We start from the raw sequence: 15000 nt of genomic DNA, 5'->3' as shown, positions 1-15000 counted from the left end.
AGACCTCTTCATCTACCTCGTTCTTTTGTAACTCCGTACAGAGTGTCCTACAACCCCAAGAGGCAAGCCTCTTGGTTTGGGCTAATCCCGTTTCGCTCGCCGCTACTCAGGGAATCGCATTTGCTTTCTCTTCCTCCGGGTACTTAGATGTTTCAGTTCCCCGGGTCTGCCTTCTCATATCCTATGAATTCAGATATGGATACCACTCCATTACGAGTGGTGGGTTTCCCCATTCGGAAATCTCCGGATCAAAGCTTGCTTACAGCTCCCCGAAGCATATCGGTGTTCGTCCCGTCCTTCATCGGCTCCTAGTGCCAAGGCATCCACCGTGCGCCCTTTCTAACTTAACCGTTAAAAAGAATCACTATGTGATATCTTGTATTACTAATTGAATGTGATGTCTACTGTTATCTAGTTTTCAAAGAACACGTTTCGAAGGAATGATCCTTCAAAACTAAACAAGACAGGGAACGTTCTGTTTATAAGACCTAAGGTCTTATATTCCGTATAATATCCTTAGAAAGGAGGTGATCCAGCCGCACCTTCCGATACGGCTACCTTGTTACGACTTCACCCCAATCATCTGTCCCACCTTCGGCGGCTGGCTCCTAAAAGGTTACCTCACCGACTTCGGGTGTTACAAACTCTCGTGGTGTGACGGGCGGTGTGTACAAGGCCCGGGAACGTATTCACCGCGGCATGCTGATCCGCGATTACTAGCGATTCCAGCTTCACGCAGTCGAGTTGCAGACTGCGATCCGAACTGAGAACAGATTTGTGGGATTGGCTTAACCTCGCGGTTTCGCTGCCCTTTGTTCTGTCCATTGTAGCACGTGTGTAGCCCAGGTCATAAGGGGCATGATGATTTGACGTCATCCCCACCTTCCTCCGGTTTGTCACCGGCAGTCACCTTAGAGTGCCCAACTGAATGCTGGCAACTAAGATCAAGGGTTGCGCTCGTTGCGGGACTTAACCCAACATCTCACGACACGAGCTGACGACAACCATGCACCACCTGTCACTCTGCCCCCGAAGGGGACGTCCTATCTCTAGGATTGTCAGAGGATGTCAAGACCTGGTAAGGTTCTTCGCGTTGCTTCGAATTAAACCACATGCTCCACCGCTTGTGCGGGCCCCCGTCAATTCCTTTGAGTTTCAGTCTTGCGACCGTACTCCCCAGGCGGAGTGCTTAATGCGTTAGCTGCAGCACTAAGGGGCGGAAACCCCCTAACACTTAGCACTCATCGTTTACGGCGTGGACTACCAGGGTATCTAATCCTGTTCGCTCCCCACGCTTTCGCTCCTCAGCGTCAGTTACAGACCAGAGAGTCGCCTTCGCCACTGGTGTTCCTCCACATCTCTACGCATTTCACCGCTACACGTGGAATTCCACTCTCCTCTTCTGCACTCAAGTTCCCCAGTTTCCAATGACCCTCCCCGGTTGAGCCGGGGGCTTTCACATCAGACTTAAGAAACCGCCTGCGAGCCCTTTACGCCCAATAATTCCGGACAACGCTTGCCACCTACGTATTACCGCGGCTGCTGGCACGTAGTTAGCCGTGGCTTTCTGGTTAGGTACCGTCAAGGTACCGCCCTATTCGAACGGTACTTGTTCTTCCCTAACAACAGAGCTTTACGATCCGAAAACCTTCATCACTCACGCGGCGTTGCTCCGTCAGACTTTCGTCCATTGCGGAAGATTCCCTACTGCTGCCTCCCGTAGGAGTCTGGGCCGTGTCTCAGTCCCAGTGTGGCCGATCACCCTCTCAGGTCGGCTACGCATCGTTGCCTTGGTGAGCCATTACCTCACCAACTAGCTAATGCGCCGCGGGTCCATCTGTAAGTGGTAGCCGAAGCCACCTTTTATGTTTGAACCATGCGGTTCAAACAACCATCCGGTATTAGCCCCGGTTTCCCGGAGTTATCCCAGTCTTACAGGCAGGTTACCCACGTGTTACTCACCCGTCCGCCGCTAACATCAGGGAGCAAGCTCCCATCTGTCCGCTCGACTTGCATGTATTAGGCACGCCGCCAGCGTTCGTCCTGAGCCAGGATCAAACTCTCCGATAAAGTAGTTTGACTGACTACGCACATCGCTGTGCGATTTTTTAAAAACTGAATTAACAGGTACGTTTTGTCTTGTTTAGTTTTCAAAGATCATTTTGTTTGTTTGCTTTGTTAAAGCAACTTTATTAGTATACAACGTCACTTCTTCAAAGTCAACAACTTTTTAAAAACTTTTGGTGGAGCCTAGCGGGATCGAACCGCTGACCTCCTGCGTGCAAAGCAGGCGCTCTCCCAGCTGAGCTAAGGCCCCATAAAAAATGGTCGGGAAGACAGGATTCGAACCTGCGACCCCATGGTCCCAAACCATGTGCTCTACCAAGCTGAGCTACTTCCCGATTTCCCATCTATTCTATTAAAAGATATGGCGCGCCCGAGAGGAGTCGAACCCCTAACCTTTTGATCCGTAGTCAAACGCTCTATCCAATTGAGCTACGGGCGCAATTCAATTTACAATATCCCGTTGGGATAAATGGAGCGGAAGACGGGATTCGAACCCGCGACCCCCACCTTGGCAAGGTGGTGTTCTACCACTGAACTACTTCCGCATCTCGCAATAAAAAAAGCTTTCTCCTTATTGAGAAACCTTGGTAATAATACATTTAATAAAGCTTCCAAGCGTAATCGAACCGCTGACCTCTTCCTTACCACGGAAGAGCAACTTGAAAGTTTATATCCGGTTTCTTAGGACAAAGGTAATTATAGCAGGGTTTTGATAAATGTCAATACGGTTTAGACAAATTTAGAAAGGTGGCGAATAATCGTGTTTGCCACCTTTCTGCCACCCTGGGTAGCGGACACCTAAAATTAAACGAATAAATAATTCATTAAAATTAAAAATTAGTGCAAAATAAAAAAACATCTATTAATAACATGGCTTCCATCTAACAACTCTCAATGTTCTTGGTAATCCTTCTTCCCACGTTAAATATTTCAGACCATAATTAATTACAATTGCAGCACTCACTACACAAGGTGGCTGTGAACCACAACTACATGTTCATATATATGCAGCACTCAATGTTGGGCTTTCACCAGGTGAGATAGTTGAATCAATATTTCACTGTACGCCTTATACCGGCTTTCTAAGAGTGCTGAATGCAACCTTTGTAGCAAAACGAATTTTTGAAGAGCATAACATTCAAACGATATCCACTTAAAAAATTATAAGCTTTCCCGTTTAGGCGCCAGAGGAACCCTGGCGTTTTATATTATGTTCTACTTTAATGGAAAGAATCGTTTTGAATGATTTGAAAAAGAAGACAGGAAAGAATGAAGAGGATATCCGTGCAACTGTGAAGTATGTTTAAGGTTATTACTATCATTTCTTGTTTATTCTTTTAATTTGATTTAGAACATTTATAAGTTAATGTTAATACTACAATACGGTTTCCTAAGAGCAACCTCAGTTCTACTATCGACCCATTAGCTTAAACGTAAAAAGCACCCGTTTTCAGGTGCCCCAAACAACTATGATATTTTCCTCAATCTATTAGCGCTGAATCCACTGCTTTGGTATGTTTTGACGAGATCGCCCAATCGTACCGAAAAGCCCAAGATGCCGCTGCCCCTGTTCGTTCCACGCGGTACATCATACCAATGTCCGCTCAATTCCACCGCTCCACTCCAATCGTAACTCACTTCCCCTTCTAACACATTGGTCCAATTATGACCACTGCCGTTGTCGCTTAATCCTACCCACCAGACCTTATTGTTATCGAGATGGCGGATGTAGTAAATGCCTCCATCGTCGCCTCGCCAGGTTCCTGTCAAATCGTACGCAGGTTGCCTCCAATGAGTTAATATAGGTACCTGATTGTAGTACATAAGTAGCTCTCCTCTATTGGAATTTTTATTCGTTACAGCATAAGTCCACTACATTTAATACCGAATTCGTTGCCATGTAGTCGCGCCAATTCCACCGGATACCTTAGTCAACCGGTCTCCACTACGGGCGACGACTAAGGTGCCACTGCCCCTGTTCGTTCCACGCGGTACATCGGCCCAATTTCCAGAGATCACCTCTGATCCAGTTTCATCAAACATCCGCATTCCATGAAACACGTGTGTCCAGTGTTGCCCCCTACCGTTGTCGCTGAAGCCTGCCCACCAGACATGGGGGTCATCATGCCGGATGTAGTACACGCCTCCATCGTTGCCTCGCCAGATTCCTGTCATATCCGCTTCCTGCCGAGTCACTTGTGCATCAACAAAAGACTCCCAATCATGCATATGCCTCCAATGAGTTAGCATAGGAACCTGATTGTAGTACATAAATAGCACTCCTCCATTGGAATTTTTGGGTTTATTACACATAACATATGATGAAACATAACAATTGAACCTAGGCAAATGCTGATTTGAGATTATAAATATCGATGATAATCTGATTCAAATAATAGGTTAAATGACACACATCAAATTGATCATTTCGCTTTTTTAAAATGACATTACATTCTGCTTCTACTTTTTCTTATGGTAAAATTTTGTTGAAGCTTTTTAAATGAAAGGATATGATCATGAAAGTATTTGAAGCCAAAACATTACTTTCCGAAGCTGATAACCGCGCAAAGGAATACAAAGATACAAGGAGTCAAATTAAAGAAAGCCTTCAAATCAGTGGCTGATCTTGATGACAGTGAGTTTTCAGGTAAAGGCGCCAATAACATAAAGGCATTTTATGAAGATCAAGCAGGGATCGCTGACCAGTGGATTGATTTGATTGACATGAAAATCGCATTTCTCATGAGTGTTACTGGCATTCTGGAAGACGCAAGCTTATCGGATGCCTACATAGAAGAATCTTTTTTAGAACACGAGCTGGCAAACGCCTATACTAAATCAAAATCCATCATGTCAGAACAGAAAAAAGCAATGAAGGACATTCTAAATGACATCAACGACATACTACCGCTAGATTTATTCTCCACAGAAACTTTTAAAGACGAACTCTCTTCAACCGACAACAAACGTACCAAGACTATCAAAAAAATTTATGATATCGATGAAAATTTAACATCTGAATATGCGCTCTCAGAAGCAAATGAACAATTGATTCAAGCTGATTACCAAGCACTCATGAACGCTACATCAAAAGGCAAAAGCGCCTCCCCTATTTACTATAATGCAAAAGCTTATAGGGACAGTGAAATTCATAAGATGACCGAGGATGTAAAAAAACAATCTACTGATTATATTTCCTTCAAAGATCAGCAGGCCGAACAAAGAAGAATTGCGAAAGAACAGGAAGAACTCGCAAATAGGCCATGGTATGAAAAGACTTGGGATTTCGTTTGTAATTTTACGGGGGAAGTCTCCGGATATTATGATTATAAGAGAGCTGCTGATGGTGTCGATCCAGTCACCGGTGAAAAATTAACTGATGGGCAACGGGTGGCAGCTGGCGCAATGGCTGCGGCAGGATACATCCCTATAGTTGGCTGGACCGGGAAATTAGCCAAAGGCGGAAAGGCTGTTTACTCAACGAGCAAAGCCATCTATAGGGCAGACAAAGCGCTTGATATCTATAAAACTTCTAAGACATTCCCTGCCCTTCAAAACTCCAGTAAAGGACTCTACGGTCTTGCGTCAGCGAATGGTTTTAGTGAAGCAATAACTGGCCGCGATATGTTTGGGAATAAAATTTCCGAGGAGAGACGTGAAAACAGCTTAAACAGTGCGCTTGCCTCAATTGCTCCAATAGGAATGATTGGTGCAGGTAAAGCATTAAAAATAAATTCTGGTGCAGGTAATCCTTCCAACTTATTCAGAGGAGAAGATTTCCCTTATGCAACAAAAAGACCAAATGGTATCGGTAAATCTCATATTTCACCTGAGACCGGGAACCTTGTCCCCGCAAACAAAAGTGGAATGTATCAAGGCCGTCAGGTAACTGTTACGGAACATATTTTAGGAGGGTATAGGAAAGGTGGAAAATCCAATAGTCCATATACCAGTTTTACAATTAACAAAAAGATAGCAAAAGGTTACGGGGAATATACTATTGAATTAAATATATCAGCTCTACGAAAAGCCATACGTTCTGGAGAACTAAAAGGAGTTGCTATCCTGAATCCAAAACAAATTGAGAGACTTATTAAAAATGACACGAGACAAACAGAAAATTGGAAGAAAAAAGCTCTAAAATGGACTAGTAGAGATACGGAGTATTTTGTTAAAGGTGAGAAACCAAAAGAATACTTCAAAATGTTTCCTAAGGAGTGAGGAGTATGTTTCTTTATTATCAAAATGAATGCTTAGGTGAAATAGATGGAGCAACAATAGAAGGGCCTTGGGCTTATGGAAAAATCAAACCTAATGAGAATATGGAAAAATTCAAAGATTTTTTCAGAGCAGTGGTGGATGAAGATGATCCCTCTGCAATTGAGAAGTTTGATGATGCTCTACTAGATGATGATAATTGGTTTATCATCGATGATGAGCAAAAAAAAGTAGGGATTTCTTTACCAGGAATCTACGAAGAAGATAACGAAATAAACTGGAGATGGAGATAAAAACAAAAAGGCCCCCTCATTAAGAGACAGGGCCTTTTTAGTGATGCTTCATTGCATCTTGAATAGTTCGCCCAAAGTTCAAATAAAAAATAAAAATTAAGTCCTTTGTTGTATATATTAATTTTAAGAAAAGGAGGGATTTGTGATTTTTTATTACGAAGTAATTTGTATAAGTTGCAGGAAAAAATTTAGAGTATATGAAGGCACATTGAAATATAAGCAAGTTAAAGAAAACATGAATGGAAAATATACTTGTGAAGAATGTGGTCATAACATACGTTTAGAGGCTATAAAAAACTTTTTCAGATAACACTTTTTAAGAATTCACAGTATGTTAACTAGAAAACTCGCAAAAGCCTGATTTAATAGGCTTTCTTTTTTTGCATAAAAAAATACCCCCAGTTTGTTCACTGAGGGCAGGTTTTTAGCTTTAAGCGTCCTTTTTATTCTTATAGGGTACAAAATCCTGAATTGCGTTTGTTCCTGTAAGAACGGTCAGTTTTTGATTAGTAAAGTTTTCTTGAACATAGGCTTTTGCATCTGAAAGAGCCTTATCAGCTTTCTCTTGTGATGCTATTTCTGTCTCAAGCTTCTTCCACCCCTGCCAATTCGCCTTCAGCTCGCTTACTTTTCGATATCTTCTGTTATTCAGAATGACAGTATCTATTATCTGAAGCGGTTCATTTAAAGCGGCTCGCAAGGTATATGCCAAGTGAGCCGGCTTTATATTCTCCAAGGTTTCTATGAGTTCAGACATGTGTTGCATATCATCGAAGAACTCAGTGAATTTACGGAAACTAAGGAATTAATTAAGGCGGACTCAGCGCAATCGGCGGATCTCATCGGTGTCACCTGATTCCCGCGGTACGTTCAAAATCTTTTCCCATCGTTCAAGCCCCCACCGACCGCGGAGGATCGAGTATCAGTTGGTGAACGTGGAACACGGGTTCCGCCGCTTTCTTCCCACAGACGGAAGGCTTCATCTCGTTTAGGAATCAGAAGAATTAAAGTCAGAAGAGAAAGAAGAGAAGCAACAAACAGAGGAATAATTAGAACAAACCGTCTTTATCCATAAGGCGGTTTTTTTAAATGAGAAAAGAGGGTGCTGCTAACACCCTCCTCTTTCAAAACAGAGAAAAACTCCCTGTCAAAGAGCGTGATCAAGACGCGGCCGCGTTGTGGGAAAACATCACGCTCTCATCTCATATTGTAATGGAGGACAGGGAGGATGGCAATAGAAAATAGAAACATATGTTCCCTTTCTGGTGATGAAAAAGAGAATCTCCTTCTCCTGCATAGTGCCGAGTTGTTAGAGAACATCAGTCAATCAAAAGAGAAATACCGAAAAATCATTCAAGCAGGTATTGCCCAGTGGGTTAAAGACTTCCAAAGTGGCCATATCAAGGTGAATACTGTGGACGATTTGAAAAAGCTCATAGAGCTTGATATAGAGCTTCAGAAAGATGAAGATTTGTACTAATTAATCACATAGCAAAACGCCATAAAAGCTTCTTATGGCGTCTGCAGTTTACAGGGAGGTGATTCAAAAGGCTTTGGATTTACTCTAAGATTAGTAAAGGAATGTAGCACCAACAATGATCAACAGGATGAATAAGACTACGATCAATACGAAGCTGCTTCCGTATCCGCCGCCAGAGTATCCACCAGAATATCCGCTGTAGAATCCCATGATATCGCCTCCTTTAGTAGAGATAGTATAAGGTATGCCAAACAATAACTTTCGACATAGATGTAAGTCTAAATAAGAAAAAATGAATATTTTGTCTAAAGGTGTAACAGCAGACACATCAGAAAAATTTATATAAAACAAACACAAACTTAATTATGAGGTCCGGAGGTGGGTGAGATGTAATGCCGAGACCACTGTTCATCTGGTCGCAGTTCCGTCTCTTGGAAACCTTTAAAGCGATATACTCTTTTACTAATCCTACGACCGGACCCAGAAAGTCCTATATTCAAATTTGATTCCTTATATTGAACTCCTGCTGCTCCATCACCCTGTGTATCATAATATTCCTCAATTTCTACTTCGTTAGCACGCATGATTCTATCTGCTATAGCGACCTCTTGAAATACCTTAGCTTGTGCTTCAGAAATTATCTCTTGCCTCGCAACCTCTGATTCTAGTTGCTCCAAATTTTCAGAGGATTGATTAATCTTATTAAGACGCTCCGCAACATGATTAACAAAATTTAACGGTATGGTAGCACCTATGCTACTACCAAAAGCCTCTACTGCTACTTCTAAAGCAGCCTTACCTAATCCTCTATTTTCTTTTGCCATACCTCTACCACCCTTGTGAAATTTGTTTACTTTAATTTAATACTTAATTAAACAAATTGCCACCTAGTATTTAGACATTAAGAAAAACATTGGGTCTTTATTTGTTCCGCTATTCTCTTCATCATGATAGGCGGGACACTCATACCACAAACATACTGCACTGAAGCGTCCATAAAGTCATAATCGAGAGGAAATGATTGCATCAAAATAATGTCTCGTTCAGAGATATAATAAGGCTCCTCATATCTGACAAAGACAGAACCACTGGCAAGTGTAGGCGGTACTAGACTGTTTTTCACTAAAATCGTATTGAAATTAGATTCTTTCCCCTCTGTCCTTTTCGTTATATCACCTATGTTGCTATCTGATGGTTTTCTCTTCACCCATCTCCGATACAATTTTGATGTCTCTTTCAATCTGGATCCACGCCCGCTCCTAAACTCTTTATAAGGGATAGGCCGCTCATTAAACGAGAGCTTTAACTGAGGTAAGTTCAGATCTTTCCTTCGTCCAATAAAAAAGACCCGCTCTCTTCTTTGCGGGACTCCCATTGTGGCAGCATTCAACAAAAACACCTGAACGTCATAGCCGATTTCTTTCGCTCTTTCTATTACAAGCTTCACATACCCTTTTGCTTTGCCAATGATCATGCCTTTCACATTTTCAGCTACAAAGATTTTAGGTCTCAATTTTTCAACTGCATTCAAATACTCAAAAAACAAATCATCAAGTGACTGTTTTGCCTGGCCCTCTCTGAAAGATTTTTCTTTTCCCCAAGCATCCTCTCGATCACCTGCCATTGAAAATACACTGCATGGAGGGAATCCATCGAAAATATCCAAATTGAATAATTCCTCCGGAAGATCGTCCAACTTGTTAAATTTCCTGATATCCATTAAAAACGAGTATTTAGGATTGTGATTCTTTCTATAGATTTTCATCATTTGCGGATCAATTTCACAGTTTCCAAGAAGGTTATAGCCAGCAAGCTTGTAACCCATGGAGGAACCGCCACCACATGAAAACGCACTAAAAACCTTCAATCCGTTCTGCTCAACATTTTTCAGATCAGACAGATACCATCTATAACTGTTCATTATTGCTCACCTACTCATTAAAAGAGAATCCACATTTAGGGCAGGTATGTTCAAATTGATCCTCTTCGTAATCATCAAGATTGATTTCATGATTATCGGTAACCTTCCCGCCGTTCCCCGCATGCCCTGTCAGATCTTCTAAAATACTTTCTAGTTCGCCTTCTGAAAAGCCGGTGAAGGACAGGTCAAAATTATTTTCTTCAAGCTCTCTTAAAACTTGTTCGAGCTTGTACTCATCCCAATCGCCGCCTGTTTTGTTAAGTACAATATTTAAGGCTTTTTCCTCGTTATCATCGAGATTTACCACCGAAACAGTAAGCTCTGTAGGGTTATTCTCCATATGTATTTTGAACCGCTGGTGGCCACCTACAAGGTTTCCTGTTCTTTCGTTCCAAACAAGCGGCTCGACATTACCGAACCGTTCAATAGATGCTTTTATTCTTTCATAATCGGGATCGCCTGGCTGAAGATCAATCCGAGGATTGTAGGGAGCGGGGTTAATCTTTTCTACTGGTATAGATCTAATATCCATATTGTTTCGCCTCCAAATAAAAAAGCACTCATCTAATATTGAGTGCTTTGGGTTCTAATTCTCTATTAGCAGCTTTTTTCTCAGTTTTTTCAAGTTCAGCTGTTTCAATTTCAGTAAGACATTCTTCCAAGATTCGTTTATAACCATAACTCTTACTTACATTACTAAAATAAATCCCTCTAAAAAGTAGGAATAACGCAAACAAGAGAAAAATAAAAAATAGTACACTAACAAGAATAAAATTTTCTTGGGCCATACTCCTCCCAGACGTAAAGTTATTTAATGCGGTAAAAAAAACAGTTAAGATAACACCATATAATGCAAAATAAGATGTATGCCAAATATTTGTGTCTTTATTTATATGAATAGAATCTTCTAAAATCCCGATGGAAACTTCAATCTCTTTTTTACCCAAATTAGACCTTACCTGCTCCTTATATTTTTCTCTAGTGGAAAAATTCTCATAATAAACCTTTTTCACCTTCTTTCCTTCAATTTCAATTGACTCTAAATATTCAATTACATACTTAGATTTATAAAACTTCCTCATACTATCACCCCCCATTATTATATCGTAGTCACCTTCAATTTTTTTACAGAATAACAAGGGTACTTTATTTTGTACTATGCTCGTCGAATTCTACCTCCTACACGTCTGAAGGTGTCACGTCTCGTTCCCATGATTTCTTCCCAATCCTGCCTTGTCAAAGGTTCATCTGCCTTTGTTGAGGGACTTAACACTTTTTTAAGCTGCTATTTCGTGTCAGCAGATAAAACGTCTCTCATCTTCATCTTTCATTACTCCTTGCCGAATAAGCACCGCCTTACGCTATTCGCTTTTATTAATTTGTGGCCCGCCGATTTCCCCAGGAGGTAAGCAAAGAAAATGGAGAGCCGGTTTAAAGACTTTCCTTGCAAGCGGGATCTCACCGCTTGCGTTCCCCGTGACTATCGCGCGCAATACTGCATAGACTCCAGCCGCTCCTCCTGTGAAGCTAACGGCCTTCATAGTCATTCGATACATCCGAGTGCACACTTGATAAAGGAAAGGTGCGTCTCCTGGTTTGGCCATAAAAAAACGGCCACTAATCAGCTGTACAAATTCCCATGTACAAAAGATCAGCGTCCGTAGGTATCTCCTTTTGGGACTGTTATTCACGTTCGTTTTCTTGTCTCTATCGTATGACAATCTAAGCATTGAAAAACCCCCAATTTTCTCGGCATTTTGTCGGGCAGCTACCATTCCTAAATCAAATTCTTCCAACTTGAGTTAAACTATATAAAAAGGAATTTGAAGAAAGGAATTTGAATCTAATGCGAAAATTCATTTTTCGTATTGTCTTTTCAAGTTTGTGTTTAGGTTTTATTCAGTACTTAATTGCTGGTGCTTATTCTGGAGTTTATTTGATTTCTATATTTGCTTGTTATTTTTTTGTACCTTATTTGATATTTGCACTTCCCTTACAATACTTTCTCAATAAGATTCCGAAGAGATATTCAATTGTTTATTTTATTTGCTCTTGTCTTTAGTAGCGAATTTTTTGATTTTTCATTCCCAGAGTATCCCGGAATACCCGCCATTAATTACAAGGCCGAAAGTATATTTTTATTGCTTTATAACAGCCATTGTGTATTGGTTTTGGGATTCAGTTTATACACAAAAGAAACGTTTTTAGCAGAGCAGGAGATATTGGTTGCTTTATATCCTTCTATGTTATTTCATGGCTTAAATAGAACACAAAAAGAGCAGACCTTTATTAGTCTGCCTTTTTTATCAATTAATCCCACCATTTAGTAGAGACACTTGTTAATGGATTTGTTAATTTCTCAAGTGTAATTCTGCTTTCTTATTATCCCCATCTACAAAACTACGAACATCAAACACAACTTCATATGTTCCTTTTTGGTTAGATAAACTAAAACGTGAAACCGTATCATCAAAAGGAACAGGATCTTCTTCTACAAGTTTATACTGCCATGAGATTCCAGGGCCAATGTATGGTTGAGAAATTTGAATCCCAAGATCTCCTCCACCAGAATAAAATGTTTTTGAACGCGTTTTAAACGTAGAGGATCCTAAGTAATCCCTCTCTCCTGCTCCTAAAACAGAGAATAGGCTTACATCATCAGAAATCTTTTTAATCTTCGGTTGTACTGTAGATTGATCGTTAATACCATCTTCTGGACCATCTTTTGCAACGACAGGATCTAATACATCAGTTCGTCCATCTTCCGAACCAATTTTATCACCTATCGGGTCGATTTCTTCAGCACTTACAGAATTAATACCAACACTAGACACAAAGAACCCAGCAACAATCGCACCTACAATGAATATTTTTTTCATTCCCTTTTCCCCCAAATAAATCATTTTATTTTTTCAATCGATTTAACAGGTACTTCCGGCGGATTGAGTATTAAGTCAATCCGTTGAACAGTGACAAAGACGACAGAAAAAATCAAGGAACAAAGAAAGGTTAGTAAAAGTATTTTCCACCAATTTAAGTTATTCATCATCTCTCCCTCTTTTCTTAATTGGTAATATTACCTATTTCCAATATTAAACACATTTAGGTAAAAAGTAAGGGGGGGAAAGGGAACATTTTGTTAAAATCCTTGAAGCATGTAAGTCAAAAAAATAAACACCACAATTATGGTTACGACAATAATTGCTTCTTTAAAATAATTTTTGTCATCTTCTTATTCTTGTTTCTTCTTTTTAATTTCATCTCTATACTTTTGTTGAACTTCTTTCTTCTTATCATTTGTTTTCATGATTAAACCCCTTTGAATCCAATTTTATTTAGATTCATCATTCCATCCCCCCTTTCAATTTATTGCAATTTTAACGCGCAACAATTAAGTACACCAGTGTAAAAAGCCTCGGCTATTATCCTACTAACGATCACTCGCAATTGTAGATCTTAATACAGAATTGACGTTTAAGGGCACAAAAAAACAGCCCTTAGATTATTCCAAGAGCTGTTGCAATAGCGTTGATAGCATGCTTCTTTAACATATAAAATTTATCCGATTTAAAGCCAAGTTCCATATAAAAGTAGCAGATATAAAAAGGCTTTACAGCAAATCTTGAACGCCGATTCTAAAAATCTCAATCGCTTTTCAAGTTCTTCATCTGTCAGCTTAGAAAGATCTGGTCCGTGTCCTGGAACCATCCTGAAATCTTCCGTAAGACGTTTTATATCGAATCATTAGAGATATCTTAGGGCGAGAAGCTGAGTGGAAAATAATAAAAGAAAACCCTGCTGAAAATGTAAAGCGGCCAAAACAAAAATACAATGAATATGAAATTTATACTGAAGAAGAAATAAAGGAAATCTTTATGCTATTAGATGAACACGCTCCATTGAGGAACAGAGTTATGATTAAATTTGCGTTTACAGGTGGATTTCGTAGAGGAGAACTATTAGCAATCGATGAAACAGATTTATTTTTTGATACTAATGAAGTCAGAATTGATGAGTCTTTACAATATACAAAGAAGAAAGGTTATCGGTTTAAAGATCCTAAAAGTAACTCTTTCCGTAAAGTTACGATGCCGCCTGATGTAATTCAAGAAGCAGCCATTTTGCTACGGGAGATCAAGAAGAATAAATTACTGTTGGGTGAACTGTGGAGAGGAATAGATAAGCTTTTGTTATTTGGTGGGGATATGGGGCAACCCTAGTATCCTACCTCACCTAATACTTGGTGGCAGAGATTCACTAAGAGGCACAATATCAAGCCAGGACGTCTTCATGATATGAGACACTCTCACGCAACAATGTTAATAAATCAAATTGGGAAAGTACCTGGATTAAACATTAAAGCTATTTCTCAGAGGCTTGGCCATGCTAACGTCCAAACCACGTTGAATATTTACACTCACGCTAATCGTGAATCAGATATTTTAGTCGCTGATGCAATCAATCATATATTAAAAACGGGGACATTTTAGAGAAATTCTCTAATTTGCCACCCGTATGACACCCAACTATTTTAGACAAAAAAATAACAGTTCCATATTTCGCAGAAACTGCATAAGATCAACGTATTTTAGATAAGCTTCCAAGCGGGCTCGAACCGCTGACCTCTTCCTTACCATGGAAGTGCTCTACCTGCTGAGCTATGGAAGCAATGGCTCCGCAGGTAGGATTCGAACCTACGACCGATCGGTTAACAGCCGATAGCTCTACCACTGAGCTACTGCGGAATAATATAAAGCTTCATAAACAAACATGGTAGAATTAATAAATCTGCTTGGCGGCGTCCTACTCTCACAGGGGGAAACCCCCGACTACCATCGGCGCTGAAGAGCTTAACTTCCGTGTTCGGTATGGGAACGGGTGTGACCTCTTCGCTATCGCCACCAAACAAATTGAGAGTGTTCTCTCAAAACTAGATAACAGGTGTGACATCATTCAAAAATATGGTTAAGTCCTCGATCGATTAGTATCTGTCAGCTCCATGTGTCGCCACACTTCCACCT

General features: G+C 40.5%; 12 protein-coding genes, 6 tRNA genes, 4 rRNA genes and 5 pseudogenes (2 of these 27 cut by a window edge). 8 read left to right on the top strand and 19 right to left on the bottom strand.

The window, feature by feature from the left end:
* The 6 genes from NST79_RS01075 to NST79_RS01050 all read right to left on the bottom strand — a co-directional run.
* A 23S ribosomal RNA gene (locus NST79_RS01075) occupies positions 1 to 350 on the bottom strand (it extends 2578 nt beyond the left edge of the window).
* A 170-nt stretch (positions 351 to 520) separates the two neighbouring features.
* A 16S ribosomal RNA gene (locus tag NST79_RS01070) occupies positions 521 to 2070 on the bottom strand.
* Together the 16S and 23S rRNA genes with 4 tRNA genes alongside form the textbook arrangement of a ribosomal RNA operon.
* A gap of 171 nt (positions 2071 to 2241) precedes the next feature.
* Positions 2242 to 2317 (bottom strand) — tRNA-Ala (locus NST79_RS01065).
* 8 nt (positions 2318 to 2325) lie between these two features.
* Positions 2326 to 2402, bottom strand: a tRNA-Pro gene (locus NST79_RS01060).
* 27 nt (positions 2403 to 2429) lie between these two features.
* Positions 2430 to 2506, bottom strand: a tRNA-Arg gene (locus NST79_RS01055).
* Positions 2507 to 2537: 31 nt separating this feature from the next.
* Positions 2538 to 2612, bottom strand: a tRNA-Gly gene (locus NST79_RS01050).
* A gap of 396 nt (positions 2613 to 3008) precedes the next feature.
* Between NST79_RS01050 and NST79_RS01045 the strand changes: the two are divergent.
* Positions 3009 to 3224: pseudogene (locus tag NST79_RS01045) on the top strand (carboxymuconolactone decarboxylase family protein); the annotation flags it as partial.
* Positions 3225 to 3534: 310 nt separating this feature from the next.
* Here the strand turns inward: NST79_RS01045 and NST79_RS01040 are convergent.
* Entirely contained in the window at positions 3535 to 3891 is a 357-nt protein-coding gene (locus tag NST79_RS01040) for a hypothetical protein (RefSeq protein WP_029318131.1), read from the bottom strand.
* A 692-nt stretch (positions 3892 to 4583) separates the two neighbouring features.
* Here NST79_RS01040 and NST79_RS01035 point away from each other — a divergent pair.
* Positions 4584 to 6288, top strand: a pseudogene (locus NST79_RS01035) (T7SS effector LXG polymorphic toxin).
* 5 nt (positions 6289 to 6293) lie between these two features.
* Entirely contained in the window at positions 6294 to 6578 is a 285-nt protein-coding gene (locus NST79_RS01030; RefSeq protein ID WP_033885405.1) for a hypothetical protein, read from the top strand.
* 613 nt (positions 6579 to 7191) lie between these two features.
* On the opposite strand, the pseudogene NST79_RS01025 reads toward NST79_RS01030, so the two are convergent.
* Positions 7192 to 7479 (bottom strand): annotated as a pseudogene (locus NST79_RS01025) (phage portal protein); the annotation flags it as partial.
* 188 nt (positions 7480 to 7667) lie between these two features.
* On the opposite strand from NST79_RS01025, the gene NST79_RS01020 reads away from it, so the two are divergent.
* Together NST79_RS01020 and NST79_RS01015 are read left to right on the top strand one after the other, a co-directional pair.
* Positions 7668 to 7823: a hypothetical protein gene (locus NST79_RS01020; RefSeq protein WP_153801667.1), complete on the top strand. Its 156-nt coding sequence runs from the start codon at positions 7668 to 7670 to the stop codon at positions 7821 to 7823.
* On the top strand, positions 7807 to 8058 hold the full coding sequence (locus NST79_RS01015) for a hypothetical protein (protein WP_029318127.1): 252 nt from the start codon (positions 7807 to 7809) through the stop codon (positions 8056 to 8058). Before NST79_RS01020 ends, NST79_RS01015 begins: the two co-directional genes overlap by 17 nt.
* A gap of 90 nt (positions 8059 to 8148) precedes the next feature.
* Here NST79_RS01015 and yosA read toward each other — a convergent pair whose 3' ends face one another.
* From yosA to NST79_RS00990, 5 genes are all read right to left on the bottom strand, one after another.
* Positions 8149 to 8268 (bottom strand): YhzE/YjcZ family sporulation protein YosA, encoded by a 120-nt coding sequence (gene yosA, locus NST79_RS01010; RefSeq protein ID WP_004399362.1) that lies wholly within the window; start codon positions 8266 to 8268, stop codon positions 8149 to 8151.
* 149 nt (positions 8269 to 8417) lie between these two features.
* Positions 8418 to 8882, bottom strand: coding sequence for a hypothetical protein (locus NST79_RS01005; protein ID WP_212059421.1), 465 nt, complete (start codon positions 8880 to 8882; stop codon positions 8418 to 8420).
* Positions 8883 to 8959: 77 nt separating this feature from the next.
* On the bottom strand, positions 8960 to 9979 hold the full coding sequence (dcm, locus tag NST79_RS01000; protein ID WP_212059423.1) for a DNA (cytosine-5-)-methyltransferase: 1020 nt from the start codon (positions 9977 to 9979) through the stop codon (positions 8960 to 8962).
* A gap of 10 nt (positions 9980 to 9989) precedes the next feature.
* Positions 9990 to 10511, bottom strand: a complete 522-nt coding sequence (locus tag NST79_RS00995) for a ParB N-terminal domain-containing protein (protein WP_029318124.1) — start codon at positions 10509 to 10511, stop codon at positions 9990 to 9992.
* Positions 10512 to 10539: 28 nt separating this feature from the next.
* A complete protein-coding gene (locus tag NST79_RS00990) occupies positions 10540 to 11061 on the bottom strand; it encodes a hypothetical protein (protein ID WP_116316732.1) in 522 nt (173 codons plus the stop codon).
* A gap of 764 nt (positions 11062 to 11825) precedes the next feature.
* Between NST79_RS00990 and NST79_RS00985 the strand changes: the two genes are divergently transcribed.
* Both NST79_RS00985 and NST79_RS00980 read left to right on the top strand, forming a co-directional pair.
* Complete coding sequence (locus NST79_RS00985) at positions 11826 to 12041, top strand: UPF0715 family protein (protein ID WP_241495675.1); 216 nt, start codon at positions 11826 to 11828, stop codon at positions 12039 to 12041.
* A complete protein-coding gene (locus NST79_RS00980; RefSeq protein WP_306799837.1) occupies positions 12026 to 12187 on the top strand; it encodes a hypothetical protein in 162 nt (53 codons plus the stop codon). Before NST79_RS00985 ends, NST79_RS00980 begins: the two co-directional genes overlap by 16 nt.
* A gap of 143 nt (positions 12188 to 12330) precedes the next feature.
* Here NST79_RS00980 and NST79_RS00975 read toward each other — a convergent pair whose 3' ends face one another.
* Positions 12331 to 12858: a hypothetical protein gene (locus NST79_RS00975; protein WP_029318121.1), complete on the bottom strand. Its 528-nt coding sequence runs from the start codon at positions 12856 to 12858 to the stop codon at positions 12331 to 12333.
* A gap of 260 nt (positions 12859 to 13118) precedes the next feature.
* Positions 13119 to 13286 (bottom strand): annotated as a pseudogene (locus tag NST79_RS00970) (hypothetical protein).
* A gap of 433 nt (positions 13287 to 13719) precedes the next feature.
* Here NST79_RS00970 and NST79_RS00965 point away from each other — a divergent pair.
* Positions 13720 to 14469, top strand: a pseudogene (locus NST79_RS00965) (site-specific integrase).
* Between the two features lie 105 nt (positions 14470 to 14574).
* Here the strand turns inward: NST79_RS00965 and NST79_RS00960 are convergent.
* The 4 genes from NST79_RS00960 to NST79_RS00945 all read right to left on the bottom strand — a co-directional run.
* Positions 14575 to 14647: transfer RNA gene (locus NST79_RS00960), tRNA-Thr, on the bottom strand.
* Between the two features lie 2 nt (positions 14648 to 14649).
* A tRNA-Asn gene (locus NST79_RS00955) sits at positions 14650 to 14724 on the bottom strand.
* Positions 14725 to 14769: 45 nt separating this feature from the next.
* Positions 14770 to 14885 (bottom strand): 5S ribosomal RNA (gene rrf, locus NST79_RS00950).
* Positions 14886 to 14940: 55 nt separating this feature from the next.
* Positions 14941 to 15000, bottom strand: a 23S ribosomal RNA gene (locus NST79_RS00945); it runs 2868 nt beyond the window's last position.

It is taken from the genome of Bacillus sp. PS196 (assembly GCF_037963555.1).
GTDB lineage: Bacteria > Bacillota > Bacilli > Bacillales > Bacillaceae > Bacillus > Bacillus subtilis.
This window is presented reverse-complemented; position numbering and strand designations above follow the sequence as displayed.

Excerpts from the sequence above, each read along its gene's own strand:
- NST79_RS01040 (WP_029318131.1), bottom strand. The coding sequence starts at position 3,891 with ATGTACTACAATCAGGTACCTATATTAACTCATTGGAGGCAACCTGCG.
- NST79_RS01030 (WP_033885405.1), top strand. The coding sequence starts at position 6,294 with ATGTTTCTTTATTATCAAAATGAATGCTTAGGTGAAATAGATGGAGCA.
- NST79_RS01020 (WP_153801667.1), top strand. The coding sequence starts at position 7,668 with ATGAGAAAAGAGGGTGCTGCTAACACCCTCCTCTTTCAAAACAGAGAA.
- NST79_RS01015 (WP_029318127.1), top strand. The coding sequence starts at position 7,807 with ATGGCAATAGAAAATAGAAACATATGTTCCCTTTCTGGTGATGAAAAA.
- yosA (WP_004399362.1), bottom strand. The coding sequence starts at position 8,268 with ATGGGATTCTACAGCGGATATTCTGGTGGATACTCTGGCGGCGGATAC.
- NST79_RS01005 (WP_212059421.1), bottom strand. The coding sequence starts at position 8,882 with ATGGCAAAAGAAAATAGAGGATTAGGTAAGGCTGCTTTAGAAGTAGCA.
- dcm (WP_212059423.1), bottom strand. The coding sequence starts at position 9,979 with ATGAACAGTTATAGATGGTATCTGTCTGATCTGAAAAATGTTGAGCAG.
- NST79_RS00995 (WP_029318124.1), bottom strand. The coding sequence starts at position 10,511 with ATGGATATTAGATCTATACCAGTAGAAAAGATTAACCCCGCTCCCTAC.
- NST79_RS00990 (WP_116316732.1), bottom strand. The coding sequence starts at position 11,061 with ATGAGGAAGTTTTATAAATCTAAGTATGTAATTGAATATTTAGAGTCA.
- NST79_RS00985 (WP_241495675.1), top strand. The coding sequence starts at position 11,826 with ATGCGAAAATTCATTTTTCGTATTGTCTTTTCAAGTTTGTGTTTAGGT.
- NST79_RS00975 (WP_029318121.1), bottom strand. The coding sequence starts at position 12,858 with ATGAAAAAAATATTCATTGTAGGTGCGATTGTTGCTGGGTTCTTTGTG.